This window comes from Crocosphaera sp. XPORK-15E (genome assembly GCF_034931425.1).
In the GTDB taxonomy this organism is placed as follows: Bacteria; Cyanobacteriota; Cyanobacteriia; order Cyanobacteriales; family Microcystaceae; genus UHCC-0190.
The window spans coordinates 222,555-241,916 of the sequence record NZ_JAYGHQ010000001.1 but is presented as its reverse complement, the minus strand read 5'-3'; the positions used below and the strand labels follow the sequence as shown (position 1 = coordinate 241,916).

Sequence of the window (19,362 nt, the reverse complement as noted above, 5' to 3'; positions counted from 1 at the left end):
CTATCTATCAGGATAAGCAACAATTCGGCATAATGAGAATACAGCTAATCAGGAATTAACAAAGATGGATGCTTTTAGTCCCCTTCCCCCTGCTTGGACTCAGACAGCCATTCATGGGTTACAATTTTGTTGTCCCCGTTGTCATGAGGCTGCGAGTAAGGCTCAAAAAGTCTGGATTAATCGACAGTCTCTCGTTATGGGGGAAGATTATCGCCGTAGATGGCAAGAATTTTATTATTGTGACTGTGAACAAGCTTGGTGGGGGTGGAGTAGCGATCGCCCGCCTTCTGATTTAACGAAAAAAGATAGTTATACAAATGAACAGTGAGAATGTAGGGGCAATTCATGAATTGCCCCTACAATTTTTCATTATCACAAAAACGATAAAATAAATAACTATCTTCAAAAGAATGTTGATCTAACACATGATGAATAATACCTCTTTCGATTAAAATTTGACCGAATTCAATCGCTTCTTCCCTGGTATAGTTTTGATGTTCAACCAACCAATTTACTGCCTCTGAACCAATAAAACAATCTGGATAAATATTCAGACGATAGCGACGATCTTCAAGACTAAGACCATTCGGTGAACGCATCTGTTTAACTAATGCTTTAAGTTCACTATCGGTTAATCGTTCTTCTAAAGGATCTAATTCCTTTTCACTGAGAGAACTAGCCAGGTATTCGTCTACAAATTTAGCAGATTTTGATGAGTCAGAAGTAATAATTTCCTTAGTGGGAAATAGCCCTTTAATCAACTGTTGTAAGTGGGGCGATCTCAGATTAAGATCCCGTTGAGGAAAAGGGATTTCAATACCATAATCACGAAGATTTTTTTCAATGGCATAGTTAAGGTCACTTTTAATGCGAAATTGATGTCTCGGTTCTTTTAACCACACTCTCAATTCAAAGTTTAAAGAACTATCTCCAAACTCCTGAAATAATACTTTGGGACGGGGGTTTGCTAATATTTCTTGATGCTCCCTAGCAGCTTTTAATAACGCCACTCTAACCCTTTTAATATCTGAACCATAGGCAACCCCAATGGGAAGACGAATTGCAGAAGTAGAGTCTCCGTGTGACCAATTAATGACCTCACTTTCCAAAAAACGGGAATTAGGAACAATAATAGAAACACCATCCCACGTCTTGATCTGGGTACTTCTAGAACCCACATTTTGGACAGTTCCCACTAAGTCCCCTAACTTAATAAAATCTCCCACCTGAATCGGTCTTTCTAGGATAATAATTAAACCACTAATAAAATTATTGGCAATATTTTGAATTCCAAAACCAATACCTACCCCTAAAACACTGGCAATAATTGCTAAAGCACTCAGATCCAGTCCCCAAAGTTGCAATAAGATAATTAACCCTAAAAATAGGAAAATATATTGAGTAAAAGTGCCAACAATCTCTTGAACAGTACGATTAGCTCCTAAACGACTTAACAAATAGGATTTAATCAAGAAAACTAAGCCTTTAACTAAAAACCATAAGCCCACCGTTAGGGCTAAAAGTAAGAGTAATTGAAGGGCAGAATAACTCTTGTCTCCTAAAGTAAAAATTGGTTGCCATAATAGCATTTTTACCTGATAAAATCGACTTCTAGATTGAGGAAATAAATAACAAATATAGAGAATTCCACTTAACCAGATAAGGATCGGACTAACTAATAGAAAAATGCGCCATAATAATTTTATAAATTCTTTGCTAACATAAAAATTAGAGGTAATTTGATTCCACTCACGAAACCATTTTTTTTCAGCCCAAACTCCCAGAAAAATCAAGAAAGCTTGAATAATAATTACTGCTAAAATGATGCCTAAACTCGATAAAATAGCCTGACTTAGATAAGCTGAACTTCGCTCAAATTGACCTCTTTCTAAGGCTTGACTTAAGTGTTTTTTCCAAATAACAGCTTGTTCAAAGGAATTAATCCCTTCAATCACATCCACTTCTGTAACACTGAGCAAATGACGTTTTGTGGTGTAATTACGAATGACTGTTTGCTGTAAATCTTGAAAGATAATAAGTTCAACTGGTTCAGGAGAAAGCACTTCTTCCGCTAAAGTTTTATTGATAATATCGGCTCGTTGTTGTGCGCTAAAGTTATTGAGAGAGCCAACTTGAAATAACACAATACCATCCACAATAATCGGAGATTTATCCAGAGAATTTAGGGTAGGACTTTGGGCTGAAATTGGCAGAGGAAGCCAAGTTAACATCAAGGTTAATAAACTTATTAAAATTAGTTTCCAATGACTAGGATGACATGACCATTTTGAAAAATTTAAAATAAACATTAGAATAATTAGTAATTTTTTGGAGCAGTACAAAAGTATTGTTTTGGGCTAGGGGTTCTCATCAACGGAAAATCTATAGTAAGGAAAATTTGCTGATCATTCCATCACCCTACTGCATCAACTGTATATTGAGCAATCAGGTGGCAAGGAATTCATTAAATGATCAGGATCTAAATTTAAAATTATGTACAAAAATTCTACAATTAGATTAAAAAGCACTACCAAAAGATTTTATTATGATAAGTTTCAGCAATGTCTTTTCGGAAATTGCCTGTATTTTGGCGATCGCTACAGTCGTGGGTGCTTTGGCCCTTTGGTTGCGTCAACCCCTGATTATGGCTTTTATTATCGTCGGTATCCTCATTGGGCCGGCCGGTTTAGGGTTAGTGTCTGCCAATGAAGAAGTAGAATTATTAGCGGAATTGGGCATTGCTTTATTATTATTTGTGGTGGGATTAAAGCTTGATCCCCATGAAATTCAAGCCGTTGGCCCAGTGGCAATTATTGCCGGAATGGGGCAAATTTTGCTGACGGGAGGCTTAGGTTATTTATTGGCGATTCTTTTAGGATTTACGGGAATTTCAGCTTTTTACATTGGTCTTACTTTAACATTTTCGAGTACCATTATTGTCGTTAAATTATTATCAGATAAACGGGAAATTGATGCTTTACATGGCCGCATTGCTTTAGGGGTTCTCATTGTTCAAGATTTGGTTGTGGTTGTGGCTATGATTCTTTTAACGGCATTTAGTGAAACCTCTAATCAGTCTTTAGGGCAAGAAATTATCACCGTTTTCTTAAAAGGTAGTTTCTTTCTATTATGTATTGCTTTATTAACTCGCTATGTTTTGCCTAAGTTACTGCATACTTTGGCTTATTCTACAGAATTATTATTAATTTTTTCTATTGCTTGGGCGATTAGTTTAGCGGCAATTGGAGATAGTTTAGGATTTAGTAAGGAAGTCGGAGCATTTATGGCGGGAGTTGCCTTAGCTTCTACATCTTATCGGGCAACTTTAGGGGCAAGATTAGTCAGTTTACGAGATTTTTTATTGCTCTTTTTCTTTATTAATTTGGGTATTCATATTAATGTTGAACATTTAGGAACTGAAGTTTTTTCAGCCATAATTCTTTCTCTTTTTGTTCTATTAGGTAAACCCTTAATGCTTATGGTTTTAGTCAGTCGCATGGGCTATCGTAAATATACTAGCATGATTACCAGTTTATCTCTCGGTCAAATTAGTGAATTTTCTCTGATTATCGCAACTTTAGGTGTTAGCTTAGGTCATATTAATGACAATATTTTAGGGTTAATTACTTTGGTGGGATTAATTACAATGGGAGTGTCTACTTATATGATTATTGATTCCCATACTATCTATGAATGGTTCTCTCCTATCTTATCTCATTTAGAAAGATTAATCCCCCATTCACAACAAAAATTAGGGGATTTAGAAGCGGTTGATTTTCCTCCTGTTGATATTATTTTATTCGGATTAGGACGTTATGGTGGTAGTTTAATTAAAGATTTACAAGGGGAAGGATTAAAGGTTTTAGGAGTTGATTTTGATCCTGAATTAGTTAGGGTTTGGCGTAGTAAAGGAATCTTAGCATTTTATGGGGATGCTGAAGACCCAGAATTTGCCGCTACTCTCCCTTTAAATGAGGCAAAATGGGTGATTAGTACCCTACCAGGAGAACGCATTGGACTAACTTTATTACATACATTACAACACCGAAAGTTTGCCGGTAAAATTGCCTTAACCAGTCATACTAAACGGGAAATGGAGATTCTTGATGACAAGGGTGCAGACTTGGTTTTATTGCCGTTTAGAGATGCAGCAAAAGAAGCAGCAAGAACCTTAGTTTCTCAGATAAATTTAGACCGCTTCTGAAAATTCTGAATGATAATAGGGGTAAAAAGAATATAACCTACTATCCTTAAATCTAAGACAGCAACAAACGCAATTTTTTGACAAGAAGATTTTGTTCTTAGACAATCAACAATATCAGCTTCTATTGTTTGTCCAAAAGCTGATAAATTGACCTCTCTAATTCCTGCTTCATCGCCTAATTGTTCCTCTCGAAATATCAGCATAGAAGTCGTGGGGTAGAAAATATTAAACTAATATATCATACTTATAACATAAGTATGAGGCGAATGTTATAATATTAATTAATGGCTCATTATTATTGTTCATGTTGTTTCCCACAAATCGTCATCTTTGGCCTATCTTTAACTCTGTGATCGCCTGGCTTTTAGTTTTATTAATGACTCTGGCAGTCACAGGCTTAATCATGCCAATTTTAGCACAAGAAAAGCCAACAGCACCCATTATCCTAGAAGGAAGAACCCTCTTTTATGTGAGTGAATCAGGTCAATATACGGCTGAAAGAAGAGCGAATGATGCTAATAATCAACTGCAAAAAATTCTCGCTCAAAACCAACCACCTATTACCGTAAATCTTGATACGACTAAAGATGTTCCTGTGATTCAAATTCAAGGAGCTTATTTAATTTCTGTCACCTCAAATGATGTGCCGACAGGTCGTACTTTACAGGAACAAGCTATACTATGGAAAAACATCTTAGAAATATCTATTAGAAAAGCCGAATATGAACGCACACCCCAATATTTAATCAAGTCTACTATTATTGCTATAGTAGTTCTTTTTATTACTTTTATTATCTCCTGGAAATTGGGAGTATTTTGGCAAAGATTTCTGAAGCCATCAGAGAAAAAAGATGGGGCAACCAGTCCATCTTTAACTCCTCCTTCTACCCAACCATTAACAGCAATTCCTCAGACAACTTCTTCCAAGATTAATCTGGGATTTTTGATACTCTTAATCGTAATTCGTGGCATTATTTGGATTTGTTCTTTGTTCTATATTAGTCACCTTTTCCCTCAAACAAGAGAATGGAGTCAAGATGTTATTGAAATTCTAAAAGTTAGTTTGATCACAGATATCTTTCCCCTAGGAAATGATAGATATTCAGTGCTTGATTTCTTTATTTTAGCAGGATTATTAGTCGGTTTGGTTCTCTTGACTCAAACCGTTAGTCGTATTCTTAAATCCAAGTTATTGAGTGCCACTGGATTAAACCGAGGGGTACAAGATACCACCGCTTTAATTGTTAATTATACTCTCATTTTTTTAGGCACTATTGTAGTATTACAAGTTTGGGGACTTGATCTTAGTTCCTTAACAGTTTTTGCCAGTGTTTTAGGGGTAGGAATTGGCCTAGGACTTCAAGGAATTGCTAAAGAATTTGTCAGTGGTTTAGTCTTAATTTTTGAACGACCAATTCAGATTGGTGATTTTGTTGAAGTTAGTGGATTAATGGGAACTGTAGAACGTATTGGTGTCCGCAGTACGGAAATAAGAACTTTAGATCAAGTTTCGGTCATTTTACCTAATTCTCGATTCTTAGAATCAGAGGTGATTAATTGGAGTCATTATAGTCCAATTTCCCGCTTGAAAATTCCCGTTGGTGTAGCCTATGGTTCTGATTTAGAGAATGTCAAACAAGTCTTAATTGAAACTGCTAAAAGTCATCGGGAAGTCTTATCAATGCCTTCGCCTCAAGTCTTTTTTATCGAATTTGGTGATAGTTCTCTCAATTTTAGTTTATTAGTTTGGATCAGTAAACCTTATAAACAATTTCAGATTAAAAGTGATCTTTATTTCCAACTTGATACGAAATTTCGAGAGGAAGGAATTGAAATACCTTTCCCCCAACAAGACTTACACATCCGAGCTAGTGAGCTACCCCAAAATATTTCCCCTGATTTAATAGAATCTCTGGCTAAGTTATCTGATAGTTTAGCAACTTGGTTAGATAAAAATTCTCAGAATTCTAATCCTCAAGATCAAGTCAAGAAAATTGATGATTAATTTATCTTAGTTCGTAGTTGGGGCTTTAGCCCTAGAAATCAGCCTTAAAAGGCTTACTACAAACTCATTAACAGTGATTGTTAACTTGCTCCCCAGTTTTGGGAACTCTAGGGATAGATGGGTCAATCCTGCTGTTATCCAATATCCAGTGAAGGATCGTAATAAATATGAATAATCACCAAAAAGAGTTTTCTGTCACCTTGATCAACCCGAATAATCAGACAAAACAGACAATTATGGTGGCTGAGGATCAAGTTATTCTCGATAAGGCCAAAGAACAGGGAATGGATCTTCCTGCTTGTTGCTGTGCTGCTGCTTGTACCGTATGCACGGGAAAAGTTTTAGAAGGAACCGTCCAACAAACAGCCCAAGCGGTTCAATTTTTAGGATATCCTTTAGTAGATGCGGGTTATGTTCTTACCTGTGCGGCTTATCCGACTTCTAACTGTACTATTTTAACTTATCAAGAAGAAGAAATATTTTAAAAGGCAAAGCCCGCAAAGGCGGGCTTTGTTTGTATAATCCCAGGCTTTAGAGTGAGGCGATTTTAATCAATTTTACCTGAAAAACTTGGGAAAATTCCTCAGCAATCTTTTGGCGAATATCTTCTACTTGAAGATCAGGAATAAATTGGGCTAAACTCCCCACAGGTTTGTCTGGAATGCCACAGGGAACAATGGCTTGAAAACCAGTTAAATCAGGGCAAACATTGAGAGAAAATCCGTGCATTGTGATCCAACGTTTAACTTTAATTCCTATGGCGGCAACTTTAGATCCATCTACCCAAACTCCGGTTAAACCTTCTATTCTTTCCCCTGGAAGTTGATAAGTTTTTAGCACCCGAATAATCACTTCTTCCAGTTGTCTTAAATACCAATGTAAATCTGGTTGATAATGATGTAAATTAAGAATAGGATAACCCACTAATTGACCAGGACAATGATAGGTGACTTCCCCTCCCCTTTCAATACGATGGACTTCCCAAGGGGCAGTTACAGGGTCAAATTTAAGAAACTTTACATCTGCACCCGTTCCTAAAGTATAAACGGGCGGATGCTCTAAAAGTAGTAAAATATCATCTAAACTCGGATCGGCAATTCTCTGGTCAACTAGCGATCGCTGTTTCTCCCAGGCGACTTGATAGGGCGTGATTCCTAGGACTTGAAGCAGACATTGCCGTTGTCTATTGGGGGTTAGGGTTAATCGAGTCATTGGTTAAGTTAATTCTTAAATTATTAAGAAATATAAAGAGATGCAAAGGAACATGAAAAGAAATCAAAGAGGTATGTTTAGGAGAATACAAAGTGTTAGGCTAAAAGTATAAATAGTTTGCACTGGAGAAAGCTTTTGAAAGAAACGCCGCCAAATATAGTTTTTTTCTAGCAGATCCCTCTCCTAGTTAACCAGGGAATTACTAAAGTTGGGGATTTCTTATGTTATTGAGTCAATCTGGTTAGCAGATCAAAGTTTCTCCTAGGGTAGGGAATCACATTTCCTTTTTTTTGCTCTTTGAATTTTACAACAATGAAACTGAGAATGGAGTATTGAGTATGAAGCTTTTAATTCAAGGCAATAATATTGATGTCACGGAAGCAATTCATGATTACGTGCAGCAAAAGCTAGAGAAAGCGGTTAAACACTATCAAACCTTAACCACTAAGGTTGATGTTCATTTATCAGTGGAGCGGAATGCTCGCATTTCTGATAAGCATAAAGCAGAAGTAACCGTTTATGCCAATGGTACCGTAATTCGCGCTCAAGAAGGGAGTGAAAGTCTCTACGCAAGCATTGATTTAGTGTCTGATAAAATTGTCCGTCAGCTTCGTAAATATAAAGAAAGAATTAGCGATCATAAAGCTCAGCCTTTGGCGAAAATGGCAGAAGTGATTCCTGGGAAAGAAATTGATGGGGATTTAATCGGCGATCGCCAGCCAGAATTGCCCCCTGAAGTGGTACGGATGAAATATTTTGCCATGCCACCGATGTCCATTGAAGAAGCGAAACAGCAACTACAATTAGTCGATCATGACTTCTATATGTTCTGTAATCAAGACACCAATGAAATCAATGTGATCTATATGCGAAATCATGGAGGATTTGGTGTTATTCAACCCCGTGAACCTAATGAAAATGGTAACGAACATTCCTAATTTTTAGGATGAAATAGAGCAAACTTTTCGGGAAATAAGTTCGTAGATGTTACATGGTGGGCGCAAGTTTTGCGCCCACCATCTGGGATCAATTCCGTTTTTGTAGGGGACTATGGCATACACCCTTTGGCGGGGCTTCTCGCAGGGAAGCTAAAATATAAACATATACGTAGTGAGACGAGATGCCCTGTGGTTTCTTCAATTGAGAAAATAACTTCACCTTTAGCCGAAACTCCCCAACGCCAGACTGGTGCTTTTGCCTTGATCGATAGCTTAGTGCGTCACGGCGTTAAGCACATCTTTGGCTATCCAGGAGGAGCGATCCTACCCATTTACGATGAATTATACCGGGCTGAAGCAAGGGGAGATATTCAGCATTTCCTGGTCAGACATGAACAGGGGGCGGCCCATGCCGCTGATGGTTACGCCCGCGCCACGGGTAAAGTAGGGGTCTGTTTTGGCACCTCTGGGCCCGGGGCAACGAATTTAGTAACGGGCATTGCCACTGCCCATCTTGACTCCATTCCCATGGTAATTGTTACGGGTCAAGTGGGACGAGCTTCCATTGGTAGTGATGCTTTCCAGGAAACGGATATTTTTGGCATTACTTTACCCCTAGTCAAACATTCCTATGTAGTACGCAACGCGGAAGATATGGCCAGAATTGTGGCTGAGGCTTTCCATATTGCTAGTACAGGACGACCTGGGCCCGTTTTAATTGATGTGCCAAAAGATGTGGGCCTCGAAGAATGTGACTATATTCCTGTTGAACCTGGCCAAGTGAGGCTACCAGGCTATCGTCCCACGGTGAAAGGCAACCCCCGTCAAATTAATGCCGCTTTAGACCTGATCGAAGAGTGTGAGCGTCCCTTACTATATGTGGGAGGGGGAGCGATCGCCGCTAATGCCCATGCTCAAGTGCTGGAAATGGCCGAACGGTTTCAACTTCCCGTCACCACAACCCTAATGGGCCTTGGGGCCTTTGATGAACATCACTCCCTATCTGTCGGAATGTTGGGAATGCACGGGACGGCTTATGCTAACTTTGCTGTGAGTGAATGTGATTTATTAATTGCCGTTGGGGCCAGATTTGATGATCGGGTTACGGGGAAATTAGATGAATTTGCTTCCCATGCCAAAGTCATTCATATTGATATTGACCCGGCTGAAGTTGGCAAAAATCGCGTCCCTGATGTTCCTATTGTGGGAGATGTCCGTCAGGTATTAGAACAGTTATTACAACGGGCCCGAGAAATTGATCTTCCTTTAACCACGGAAAAAAACCAACCTTGGTTAAACCGGATCAACCGTTGGCGCGAAGAATATCCCCTGACTGCGCCTCATTATGAGGGTATGATTTCTCCTCAAGAGGTGGTGGTAGAAGTGGGCCGTCAAGCCCCCCATGCTTACTATACGACTGATGTGGGACAACATCAGATGTGGGCTGCTCAATTCTTGAAGAATGGCCCCCGTCGTTGGATTTCTAGCGGTGGTTTAGGCACTATGGGTTATGGAATGCCTGCTGCTATGGGGGCCAAGGTTGCCTTACCGGAAGAAGAAGTCATCTGTATTAGTGGAGATGCCAGTTTTCAGATGAACCTCCAGGAATTAGCGACTTTGGCCCAATATGGAATCAATGCGAAAACTATTATTCTTAATAATGGTTGGCAAGGAATGGTTCGTCAATGGCAACAAGCGTTTTACGGAGAGCGTTATTCTTCTTCTAATATGCAAACTGGAATGCCAGATTTTGAGCTATTAGCGAAAGCTTTTGGGGTCAAAGGGATCACCATTACAGAACATTCTCAACTCTCAGCAGGAATTGCTGAAATGTTAGCTTATGACGGGCCGGTGTTGGTTGATGTTCATGTTAAACGGGATGAAAATTGTTATCCAATGGTTGCCCCTGGCAAGAGCAATGCTCAAATGATTGGTTTACCAGAACGGAAAACCCATGTATCAGCCCTGGAACTGATTTATTGTAGTCATTGTGGGGCTAAAAATGCGACGACGAATAAGTTTTGTCCCGAATGTGGCACTAAGCTTTAAGTTTGATTTTTTCGCATCTCCTGCACCCTTTCTTATCATGAGAAAGGGTTTTTTTGTTGTAAAATTTATATAGCGTATAGCGTTTCATGAATAATTAATCAAAACTTTTTATTAAAGATGATTCATAAAGATATAGTAATCTAACAGGAGGATAACACAATGTCAACAGTAACAGATAATGATCTCAGAGAACTAAAGGACTTAATCAATAACCGTTTTGACGATTTAAGCAATGAATTAAAGACAGTGGACAAAAAAATAGATATTTACATAGCAAAAACCGATGAAAAACTTAATTCTATCAAACAAAATCTTGATGATCTCAAAAAACAATCGGAAAAGCAAGATAAGTGGTCGGACATAATTAAACGAATACAACTTGTAGGGTGGGCATTGCCCACAATAATCTCTAGATCAGCGTTTTAGCCTTTTGGTGGGCAATGCCCACCCTACGCTTATTTATGTCCGACCACTTAACCGAATTTAGTTGTTGATATCAGGTTTATTCTTAACTTTGTTAGGGGCTGTTGCTAAAATCGCTTTTTTCCCTAATCCTTAACAAGTTATCGAAATTATTGAGAATCAGATCCCGAAGTATTGTCAGTTAAACTTGTCCCAGAAGATAGGGCTTGATTTTGTAGGGAGGCAGATTTTAGCAAAGTACCTAGGCCTTTTTCATAATTAGAGGCGATCGCTAAAAAAGACCCCGCTAAGACATAAATGGGTAAGGGCAAAATAAACCCTTTGATCCATTGATAAAGCTGTACTAAGACAAACAACACAAAAACAGCACTGATCCAAACTCGCATCAGGAAACCCTCTCACCAATAACGACTAAATTATAACGCAATCATTTATTTTTTTGACAAAAAAATCGTGAGAAAAACATGATTTTCCCACGGTTTTTAGATGAGTTCAAGTTGAGAACTAAACTTGAGCCGGAATTTTCTCAGATGCGATTAACTTTTCATAGGTTTCTCTCATTTTGAGGCCGACCAAAACTTGGAATAAACCAGTTCCATTCTCAGAACCTGGATAATCTTTATGGTGAAGTAAAAGTTCAGTCATTTCACCATAATATTTAGTTCCAGTTTTACTTAGATGACTTTCGATATAGATCATTTCTTCAAGATTATCGAATTGGCCATCCACTTCCAACATAGAGACTTCATTACCCATAAAATTGTCAGGGCCGTAGTACATCTTAATACCAGGATAGGCACAAGTTAACTTACGACCACAAGGCCGCCAATCAATGGTAGACCCTTCATCAAAGAGATAAGCTGGTTCAAAGTTAAGCACACCTTCTTTTTGAACTAAACGCACTCGTAAAAGCTTGCTTTCGTGATCTTCTATGAGTTGAGTGGGTAAGACCTGAATTACCACATCAGCGTATTGTTTTTGAGGTTCAATGTAGGCGGTAAAATCAGGTTTTCTAGCATTAATAGAGGCTAACACATCTTCATAGGTGTGACCTCTTTCTGCCATATCCCGTTGAATTTTCCAGTTAATTTTAACTTCATCGCTGATGTCAAGATAGACACTGAAGTCAGCTAAGGCACGAACCCGTTCATCAAATAAAGGATGTAACCCTTCAATGACCACAACTTTATTGGGTTCAATGCGTTCAGGAGGATCAATTTCTCCTGTTTCATGATTATAAATGGGTTTATCAATGGCTTGACCTGATTTAAGGGCTTTAATTTGCTCATACATCAGATCAAAATTATTCGCTTGAGGATTCAAAGCAGTAACCCCTGCTTGCTTTCTTCCCTTGCGATCTAAACTATGATAGTCATCTAGACAGATGACCGTCATAAATTCTTCACCAAATAAATCGGTTAAACGACGTAAAAAAGTTGATTTACCGCAACCGGAGTCTCCGGCAACCGCAATAAGAACCACGCGGTCTGACTGAGTGGTCATAGCTTCCCTCTAAATGCAAAACTGAATTGGTGACATACCCGCCGATAAATCGGGGGCTTCCTCTTTCAACCGCCGAAGCCTCCACAAAACAAGTCTTGTCTTGGTCTTACTCAGCGTCCGCAGGTTTTACTCACCGAAATGGTACTAACTGGCGAAACAGTTCCCTGTCTCCGAGGCAGACTCCCTGTGTCCCAAGGAGTGTAATTACTATCAGTCCCACTTACCATATCTTATTAGTCCGAGATAGGGGGTTTGGGGCTTCCTGTGAATCTGGCGAGTACATACTTTATGCCACACCATATCCTTAAAGTCTCCCACAAGTGGAGCATTAATTATGAGCTTGCAGGTTACTCCGGCTCTCATAAAACCATCTCCCCCGTGGGAAAAGACGGATTATTAAGCCAGAAACCTTGGGACTGACAAGAACCTAGCAAGATCCAAGTTAAGTATTTGATACTAAATACTGACAATGGATTTTACCAGAATGATATTCCCCTTCACAAGACTTCACACTAAAGTTGCCGATCTAACTCTTTAATGATCCTACAGGTTTTTGGTCACAACTATCCTTTGATTGGTTGAGAAAATTGAGGGAGATTTTTCCGAAAAAAATCTAAAACTGACGCAAGGTTAACAGATTTTTTCCTGGAAATTCGTTAAGCTCTATTCACATCCTGGTCTGAATTATGGTTTCTCTGCTCTCCCTGATGACTGTGTATGGAAGATTACCACCCGATGGTAGGCTAAATAAGGCGGTCATTATATTTAATGAGAGTTAGGAGATATATAAATCATGTACAGTCCAGGCGTAGCGACAACTTCAGGCAACACAACAGCTTATGGAAACCGTTTGTTTGTCTATGAAGTGGTGGGGTTAAGTCAGAGTACGGATAACGACAGTCTCGATTATCCAATTCGTCGCAGTGGGAGTGTTTTGCTCACAGTCCCTTACCAGCGAATGAATCAAGAAATGCGTCGAATTACGCGCATGGGAGGTCGAATTGTCAGTATTAAGCCCCTAGATGCTGATACACCGTTAAAAGTTGCCCCCACCCGTCAAAGTCAAGTTGAAGTCGCTCAACCACCGCAAAGCAACCCAACAGAAGAAAAACGTAAACCTATGACTCAAACTAAGGTAGAAGTCCCTGTCAATATTTACCGTCCCAAAGACCCTTATATTGGTAAATGTTTAGAAAATTATCCCTTGGTAGCCGAGGGCGGAAGCGGTATTGTTCAACATTTAACCTTTGACCTTTCTCAAGGGGATTTACACTATGTTGAAGGACAAAGTATCGGTATTGTTCCCCCTGGAACCGATGAAAATGGCAAACCTCATAAATTGAGACTTTACTCCATCGCTTCTACCCGTCATGGTGATAAAGGCGATGATAAGACTGTTTCTTTGTGTGTTCGTCAGTTAGAATATGAGCATCCTGAAACAAAAGAAACGGTTTATGGGGTTTGTTCTACCCATCTCTGTCATCTTGAAGTTGGGGCAGATGTTGCCATTACTGGGCCAGTGGGTAAAGAAATGTTACTCCCTGATGAAGAAGATGCTAACATCGTCATGCTGGCCACTGGAACAGGAATTGCCCCTTTCCGTGCTTTCTTATGGCGGATGTTCTTTGAAAAGCATGAAGATTACAAGTTCAAAGGGAAGTCTTGGTTAATTTTTGGTGTTCCTTTCACTGCTAATATTCTCTACAAAGAAAAGTTAGAACAGATTCAAAGTGATTATCCTGATAACTTTGAGTTAACCTATGCTATTAGTCGGGAACAAAACAACGCTGAAGGTGGCCGGATGTATATTCAACATCGGGTGGCTGAACAAGCGGAGAAGTTATGGAACTTATTACAAGATCCTAAGACACACCTCTATATGTGTGGACTCAAAGGTATGGAAAGCGGTATTGAGGAGGGCTTAAGTCCTTTTGCTGCTAAACAGGGTGTAGAATGGTCTGACTTCGTTAAGCAACTGAAAAAAGAACATCGTTGGCACGTTGAAGTTTACTAAATTTCAGCGTTATACCAAACTTATAGGGTGGGCTTTGCTCACCCTATTCTTTTACAAACTTATATAATATAAAATAGACCTAGAATTAAAATTTGATTATGACTGCAACTGTCGAAACAAATCCCTATCTTTCAGGAAACTTTGCCCCTGTTACTAACGAAATTAATGCCTATAATTTAAAAGTAATTGGCGAAATTCCTGAAAATTTAACCGGAATTTTTTTGCGAAATGGCCCTAATCCTCAATTTAAACCCATCGGCAATTATCATTGGTTTGATGGAGATGGAATGTTGCATGGAGTTCAGATTAAAGAGGGAAAAGCATCCTATCTAAACCGCTATGTTCGTACTCGTGGGTTTCAGTTAGAAAATGAAGCTAAAAAAACCCTGTGGACAGGACTATTAGAACCCCCACAAATGGATAATCCTTATGGCCCCTCAAAAAACACTGCTAACACGGCTTTAGTTTACCATGCAGAGCAACTCCTGGCACTTTGGGAAGGGGGTGAACCCCACGCTTTAACTATTCCCACCTTAGAAACCATTGGCCCTTATAACTATGATAATAAGTTAATTTCTCCCTTTACGGCTCATCCTAAAGTTGATCCGATCACCGGAGAAATGATCTTTTTTGGTTATTCTATTGCGGAACCTCCCTACTTACAGTATGGGTTAATTTCTCCTCAAGGAAAGTTATTATGGACGGTTCCCATTGATTTACCAATAGGAGTAATGATGCACGATTTTGCTATTACTTCTAACTATACAATTTTCCTAGATCTTCCTCTAACTTTTCGACCTGAAAGACTACAAAAAGGTCAACCTGCGTTACAATTTGAACCTGAAATTTCTGCTCGTTTTGGCATTCTTCCCAGACAAGGAAATAATCAAAATATTCGTTGGTTTGAAACTTCCCCTTGTTATATTTTTCATACTTTAAATGCTTATGAAGAAGGAGAAGAAATTGTCTTAATTGCTTGTCGAATGAATTCTACAACAGTCTTAGGACAACCAACAAATAAGGAGATTGAATCGGACATTCCTCGTCTTTATGAGTGGCGTTTTCATCTAGGAACAGGTAAAGTAAAAGAACAACTTTTATGTGATGTTCCCTCAGAATTTCCTCGCGTCAATGAACAGTATTTAGGACGTAAAACCCGTTACGGTTATTCAGGAAAAATGGCAGATTCTCCTTATCCTCTGTTTGATGGTATTATTAAGCATGATTTTGACAAAGGTGACTGGCAAATTCATGATTTTGGAACTCAAAAATATGGAGGAGAAGCAGTTTTTGCCCCTAACCCCAATGGAACAAACTCTGATGCAGGATGGTTGCTTACTTTTCTTCATGATGAAAAGTCTAATAGTTCAGAATTAGTAATTATTGATGCTCAAGATTTTACCTCATCACCTGTGGCCAGAATACTGATTCCACAAAGGGTTCCCTATGGGTTTCATGGGATGTGGTTAGCTCAATAATGGGAGAAATTTAGTTGATAATCAAAAACCTTTGATTATCACAAATAAGTTAAATAAACCCGCCTGAATATGTTTCTCCGATAAAAAACTAGCCCTAAAATTTAGATCTTGCACCAACACCAAAAAGCTAAAAAAATCCGATTTTTGGATCAGGTGCAAGATCTGAGTAAAAGCTTAAAAAGCCATAATTTTTTCTAACCCATAAACCAAAGATTGTAATTGAGTGACTTTACGAATTGATAAAAGCACACCCGCCATATAACAAGAGCGATCGCTCGTATCATGACGTAGGGTATAAATTTCTCCTTGGGCCCCAAAAATCACTTCTTGATGGGCAATTAATCCTGGTAAACGCACACTATGAATCCTAATATTATCTGCGACTAAACCCCCTCTGGCCCCCGTCACGGTTTCTGTTTCTTTCACAGAAGCAGGGTTATAGGTTTTCCCTAAACCTGATAACATTTGGGCGGTTTTAATCGCGGTTCCACTCGGTGCATCTGCTTTTTGATTATGATGGAGTTCAATAATTTCTACATGATCAAAGTATTGGGACGCTTGTACGGCTGCTTGTTGTAACAAAACCATACCAATAGAAAAATTAGGAATAATTAAACATCCGGTACTGGCTTTTTCGGCAAATTCGGCTAATTCTTGTAATTGCTTATCGCTTAAACCTGTGGTTCCTACCACCGGACGCACCCCATAGGCGATCGCACTTCTGACGTTTTCATAAACGCCGTCAGGATGGGTAAAATCTACCATAACACCCTGTACCTTTTCTTGGGTAGCGATGACTAAAATACTCTGGAGATCATCGACAATTGGAATCTCTAAAGGGCCACATCCGGCAATTTCTCCCACATCTTGACCGCGATACTTGGGGTTACGATCTACTGCCCCCACTAACATCATATCTTCTGCTTGGGAGACGGCTTTAATGACTTCACGGCCCATTTTACCACCGGCCCCATTAACAACCACCGGAATTGGAGATTCAACTGTCATCTGTTTACTTAATCCTGATAATACGCCCAAAATTAATTATATCAATAAAAGCTATCATAGAAGTAGAAAGATAATGAGCCAATCTATATATTATTTTTCTGGAGGTTGCAATGGAATTAATAATTGAACGAGTTGTTGCTAGTTTCTTGGTTGTAGTCGGCCTCTCCTACGCCATACAAAATACGATTTGGAAAGATTTGATAAAAGAACTTCTCAAACAACCAATCTGGCTAATATTCTGGTCAATTTTGTTCTTGCCTTTGGGTTTAATTGTGATTATGGGACATAATCTTTGGGTTCCTAATTGGCAGGTAATTATTACTATTTTGGGCTGGTTAGTTACTTTAAAATGTGTTCTTTATTTACTGTTTCCCCAATGGGTTAACTTTGTCCTAACATGGTCTGATGAATTCTTAGAACGCTATATTAGGGTAAGTGGAATTGTTGTTACCCTAATTGGCTGTGTTCTTGCCTTTTTAGCCTTTAAAACCCTGTAGAGACGTTGCAGAAAACGTCTCTAACTTAAGGAAAAGTCAGGGAAGAATAGGAACCGGCCCTGCGGCAATAATTTCGGGAGGAACTTCCTTAAATTGTTGGAAATTCTGTTCAAATAAGTGGGCTAATTCTAGGGCTTGTTGTTGATAAGCTTCTTGATCAGGCCAAGTATTTTCAGGGTCAAGAATTTTATCAGGAACCCCAACAATATGTTCAGGAATTAAGACTTTAAAAATGGGATGAGAATGATAGTTAACTGTATTTAATTGTCCATTCAAAGCAGCAGCTACCATAGCCCTTGTATGCTTAATAGAAATACGATGTCCTACCCCATAAGGGCCTCCTGACCAACCCGTATTAATTAAGAAGACTTGTGTATCCTCCTGTTGTTCTAAACGTTCCCCTAACATCTTGGCATAAACTAGCGGTGACAAGGGGAAGAAACATTGACCAAAACAAGCGGAAAAAGTCGCTTGAGGTGCATGAATATCCCGTTCAGTTCCTGCTAATTTACTGGTATATCCTGCTAGGAAATGATACATTGCTTGGTCTTTAGTTAACTTAGCAATGGGAGGTAAAACCCCAAAAGCATCTGCTGTTAAGAAAAAGATAGTTTTGGGATGACTACCCACTCCCCAGGTTGAACAATTAGGAATATAAAGTAAGGGATAAGCGGCCCTGGTATTTTCTGTTAAACGACCATCATCATAGTCAGGAATTTGAGTTTCTGGCTCAAAAATAACGTTTTCTAGTAAAGTTCCAAAGCGAATAGCTGCCCAAATTTGAGGTTCATTTTCTTGGGATAAACGAATAGTTTTGGCGTAACATCCGCCTTCAAAATTAAAAATTCCGTTAGTTGACCAACCATGTTCATCATCCCCAATTAAACTACAATCAGGGTCAGCAGAGAGGGTAGTTTTTCCCGTACCAGATAAACCAAAAAATAGGGTAGTATGGGCGTGTTTATCAATATTAGCGGCGCAGTGCATGGGTAAAACATTGCGCTTTGTCATGAAATAATTCATCATTAAAAAGACAGATTTTTTGATTTCTCCCGCATAGCGAGAACCCCCAATAATCACTAATTTTTTTTGTAGATGAACCACAATAAAGGCTTCGCTATGAATGCCATCTATTTCAGGATTTCCGTGTAATCCTGGAACAGAAATAACGGTAAAATCTGCTTGATGATTGTTTAATTCTTGGGGGGAAGGTCGGATAAATAATTGATGAGCAAATAAGTTTTGTGATGCTAATTCATTAATTATACGAACCCCGCAACGATAATTATTATCGGCCCCAACATATCCATCAAAAATATAGATATCTTTACCTTGAAGGTAGGCAATTACTTTGAGATAAAGTTGGTTAAATTTATCTTCATAAATTGGAACATTGTGTTGATTCCAGTCAATTTCATCTTGACTACTTGACTCTCGAACAATAAAACGATCTTTGGGAGAACGTCCCGTATATTTTCCAGTTTCAACAATTAATGCCCCATTATCAGCAAGGGTTCCTTCTCCTCGCATAATAGCGTGTTCAACTAATTGAGCAACGGACAAATTTCTATAGACCCAACCTACATTATAAATTCCCAAGCTTTCTAAACCATAGGTCGGACGAATTAAGGCTTCTTCACTCTCATTTGTTGTTCGATAATTTTCGAGAGCTTCTGTGTTATGAGTAAGGGGATAAGAACTTAGTAAATTATGGGAAGAAAAAGCACTTTTCGGGGAGCCAAGATTAACCATTCCTAAGACCTCCACAGTGAGTCAGTCTCACCTTATTTTTTGATTATTAATTATCAACTAAAATTCATCATTAATCCAGTAATTGGCTTTTTAGTTATCATAACTTTATGCACAATAACGGCTGAGAATATACTCTAAAACTAATCAGAAAACCCGCGCTAATCAAAAACCAAGGGAAATAATTTCTTTCATTTTAGCTCGGTCATGAGTTTGAATAGCTTCTCATTCTTTCAACATAGTTAGAAATTTTTAGAGTGTCTCCTTAGATGATTCTTTGTC

General features: G+C 38.8%; 17 protein-coding genes. 10 read left to right on the top strand and 7 right to left on the bottom strand.

The genetic code is table 11. The features are described 5' to 3' along the window. Positions 1–64 precede the first annotated feature (64 nt). A complete protein-coding gene (locus VB691_RS01175; RefSeq protein ID WP_323289624.1) occupies positions 65–328 on the top strand; it encodes a hypothetical protein in 264 nt (87 codons plus the stop codon). A gap of 28 nt (positions 329–356) precedes the next feature. Here the strand turns inward: VB691_RS01175 and VB691_RS01170 are convergent, their stop codons facing one another. Next, entirely contained in the window at positions 357–2,309 is a 1,953-nt protein-coding gene (locus tag VB691_RS01170; protein WP_323289623.1) for a mechanosensitive ion channel domain-containing protein, read from the bottom strand. Between the two features lie 236 nt (positions 2,310–2,545). Between VB691_RS01170 and VB691_RS01165 the strand changes: the two genes are divergently transcribed. After that, positions 2,546–4,204, top strand: a complete 1,659-nt coding sequence (locus VB691_RS01165) for a cation:proton antiporter family protein (RefSeq protein ID WP_323289622.1) — start codon at positions 2,546–2,548, stop codon at positions 4,202–4,204. Here the strand turns inward: VB691_RS01165 and VB691_RS01160 are convergent. Next, entirely contained in the window at positions 4,180–4,407 is a 228-nt protein-coding gene (locus VB691_RS01160; protein WP_323289621.1) for a hypothetical protein, read from the bottom strand. The two genes, VB691_RS01165 and VB691_RS01160, sit on opposite strands and share 25 nt — an antisense overlap. 101 nt (positions 4,408–4,508) lie before the next feature. Here VB691_RS01160 and VB691_RS01155 point away from each other — a divergent pair, with 101 nt between their 5' ends. Beyond that, positions 4,509–6,209, top strand: a complete 1,701-nt coding sequence (locus VB691_RS01155) for a mechanosensitive ion channel family protein (RefSeq protein ID WP_323289620.1) — start codon at positions 4,509–4,511, stop codon at positions 6,207–6,209. Positions 6,210–6,376: 167 nt separating this feature from the next. Then, positions 6,377–6,694, top strand: a complete 318-nt coding sequence (locus tag VB691_RS01150) for a 2Fe-2S iron-sulfur cluster-binding protein (protein ID WP_323289619.1) — start codon at positions 6,377–6,379, stop codon at positions 6,692–6,694. Between the two features lie 46 nt (positions 6,695–6,740). Here VB691_RS01150 and lipB read toward each other — a convergent pair whose 3' ends face one another. Then, a complete protein-coding gene (lipB, locus tag VB691_RS01145; protein WP_323289618.1) occupies positions 6,741–7,421 on the bottom strand; it encodes a lipoyl(octanoyl) transferase LipB in 681 nt (226 codons plus the stop codon). Positions 7,422–7,759: 338 nt separating this feature from the next. Here lipB and hpf point away from each other — a divergent pair, with 338 nt between their 5' ends. The 3 genes from hpf to VB691_RS01130 all read left to right on the top strand — a co-directional run bounded on the left by hpf (position 7,760) and on the right by VB691_RS01130 (position 10,834). Then, positions 7,760–8,359 (top strand): ribosome hibernation-promoting factor, HPF/YfiA family, encoded by a 600-nt coding sequence (hpf, locus tag VB691_RS01140; protein WP_323289617.1) that lies wholly within the window; start codon positions 7,760–7,762, stop codon positions 8,357–8,359. Between the two features lie 189 nt (positions 8,360–8,548). Further along, a complete protein-coding gene (ilvB, locus tag VB691_RS01135) occupies positions 8,549–10,408 on the top strand; it encodes a biosynthetic-type acetolactate synthase large subunit (RefSeq protein ID WP_323289616.1) in 1,860 nt (619 codons plus the stop codon). A gap of 159 nt (positions 10,409–10,567) precedes the next feature. Then, positions 10,568–10,834, top strand: coding sequence for a hypothetical protein (locus VB691_RS01130; protein WP_323289615.1), 267 nt, complete (start codon positions 10,568–10,570; stop codon positions 10,832–10,834). Positions 10,835–10,980: 146 nt separating this feature from the next. Here the strand turns inward: VB691_RS01130 and VB691_RS01125 are convergent, their stop codons facing one another. Both VB691_RS01125 and VB691_RS01120 read right to left on the bottom strand, forming a co-directional pair. Further along, entirely contained in the window at positions 10,981–11,217 is a 237-nt protein-coding gene (locus VB691_RS01125) for a hypothetical protein (protein WP_323289614.1), read from the bottom strand. Positions 11,218–11,335: 118 nt separating this feature from the next. Continuing rightward, complete coding sequence (locus VB691_RS01120; protein ID WP_323289613.1) at positions 11,336–12,334, bottom strand: phosphoribulokinase; 999 nt, start codon at positions 12,332–12,334, stop codon at positions 11,336–11,338. A 793-nt stretch (positions 12,335–13,127) separates the two neighbouring features. Here VB691_RS01120 and petH point away from each other — a divergent pair. Then, the gene (petH, locus tag VB691_RS01115; protein WP_323289612.1) at positions 13,128–14,348 is read left to right on the top strand and encodes a ferredoxin--NADP reductase; all 1,221 of its coding nucleotides are present in this window, start codon (positions 13,128–13,130) and stop codon (positions 14,346–14,348) included. A gap of 98 nt (positions 14,349–14,446) precedes the next feature. Beyond that, positions 14,447–15,826 carry a carotenoid oxygenase family protein gene (locus VB691_RS01110; protein WP_323289611.1) on the top strand — a complete coding sequence of 460 codons (1,380 nt, stop codon included), beginning with the start codon at positions 14,447–14,449 and terminating at the stop codon, positions 15,824–15,826. A gap of 174 nt (positions 15,827–16,000) precedes the next feature. Here VB691_RS01110 and dapB read toward each other — a convergent pair whose 3' ends face one another. Then, positions 16,001–16,834, bottom strand: a complete 834-nt coding sequence (dapB, locus tag VB691_RS01105) for a 4-hydroxy-tetrahydrodipicolinate reductase (protein WP_323289610.1) — start codon at positions 16,832–16,834, stop codon at positions 16,001–16,003. A gap of 110 nt (positions 16,835–16,944) precedes the next feature. Between dapB and VB691_RS01100 the strand changes: the two genes are divergently transcribed. Next, positions 16,945–17,331 carry a hypothetical protein gene (locus VB691_RS01100; protein WP_323289609.1) on the top strand — a complete coding sequence of 129 codons (387 nt, stop codon included), beginning with the start codon at positions 16,945–16,947 and terminating at the stop codon, positions 17,329–17,331. Positions 17,332–17,367: 36 nt separating this feature from the next. On the opposite strand, the gene pckA is transcribed toward VB691_RS01100, so the two are convergent. Continuing rightward, positions 17,368–19,083: a phosphoenolpyruvate carboxykinase (ATP) gene (pckA, locus tag VB691_RS01095; RefSeq protein ID WP_323289608.1), complete on the bottom strand. Its 1,716-nt coding sequence runs from the start codon at positions 19,081–19,083 to the stop codon at positions 17,368–17,370. Positions 19,084–19,362 lie beyond the last annotated feature (279 nt).

Excerpts from the sequence above, each read along its gene's own strand:
- VB691_RS01130 (WP_323289615.1), top strand. The coding sequence starts at position 10,568 with ATGTCAACAGTAACAGATAATGATCTCAGAGAACTAAAGGACTTAATC.
- VB691_RS01125 (WP_323289614.1), bottom strand. The coding sequence starts at position 11,217 with ATGCGAGTTTGGATCAGTGCTGTTTTTGTGTTGTTTGTCTTAGTACAG.
- VB691_RS01120 (WP_323289613.1), bottom strand. The coding sequence starts at position 12,334 with ATGACCACTCAGTCAGACCGCGTGGTTCTTATTGCGGTTGCCGGAGAC.
- pckA (WP_323289608.1), bottom strand. The coding sequence starts at position 19,083 with ATGGTTAATCTTGGCTCCCCGAAAAGTGCTTTTTCTTCCCATAATTTA.
- dapB (WP_323289610.1), bottom strand. The coding sequence starts at position 16,834 with ATGACAGTTGAATCTCCAATTCCGGTGGTTGTTAATGGGGCCGGTGGT.
- petH (WP_323289612.1), top strand. The coding sequence starts at position 13,128 with ATGTACAGTCCAGGCGTAGCGACAACTTCAGGCAACACAACAGCTTAT.
- VB691_RS01110 (WP_323289611.1), top strand. The coding sequence starts at position 14,447 with ATGACTGCAACTGTCGAAACAAATCCCTATCTTTCAGGAAACTTTGCC.
- VB691_RS01175 (WP_323289624.1), top strand. The coding sequence starts at position 65 with ATGGATGCTTTTAGTCCCCTTCCCCCTGCTTGGACTCAGACAGCCATT.
- VB691_RS01160 (WP_323289621.1), bottom strand. The coding sequence starts at position 4,407 with ATGCTGATATTTCGAGAGGAACAATTAGGCGATGAAGCAGGAATTAGA.
- VB691_RS01100 (WP_323289609.1), top strand. The coding sequence starts at position 16,945 with ATGGAATTAATAATTGAACGAGTTGTTGCTAGTTTCTTGGTTGTAGTC.
- VB691_RS01155 (WP_323289620.1), top strand. The coding sequence starts at position 4,509 with ATGTTGTTTCCCACAAATCGTCATCTTTGGCCTATCTTTAACTCTGTG.
- VB691_RS01150 (WP_323289619.1), top strand. The coding sequence starts at position 6,377 with ATGAATAATCACCAAAAAGAGTTTTCTGTCACCTTGATCAACCCGAAT.
- hpf (WP_323289617.1), top strand. The coding sequence starts at position 7,760 with ATGAAGCTTTTAATTCAAGGCAATAATATTGATGTCACGGAAGCAATT.
- lipB (WP_323289618.1), bottom strand. The coding sequence starts at position 7,421 with ATGACTCGATTAACCCTAACCCCCAATAGACAACGGCAATGTCTGCTT.
- VB691_RS01165 (WP_323289622.1), top strand. The coding sequence starts at position 2,546 with ATGATAAGTTTCAGCAATGTCTTTTCGGAAATTGCCTGTATTTTGGCG.
- VB691_RS01170 (WP_323289623.1), bottom strand. The coding sequence starts at position 2,309 with ATGTTTATTTTAAATTTTTCAAAATGGTCATGTCATCCTAGTCATTGG.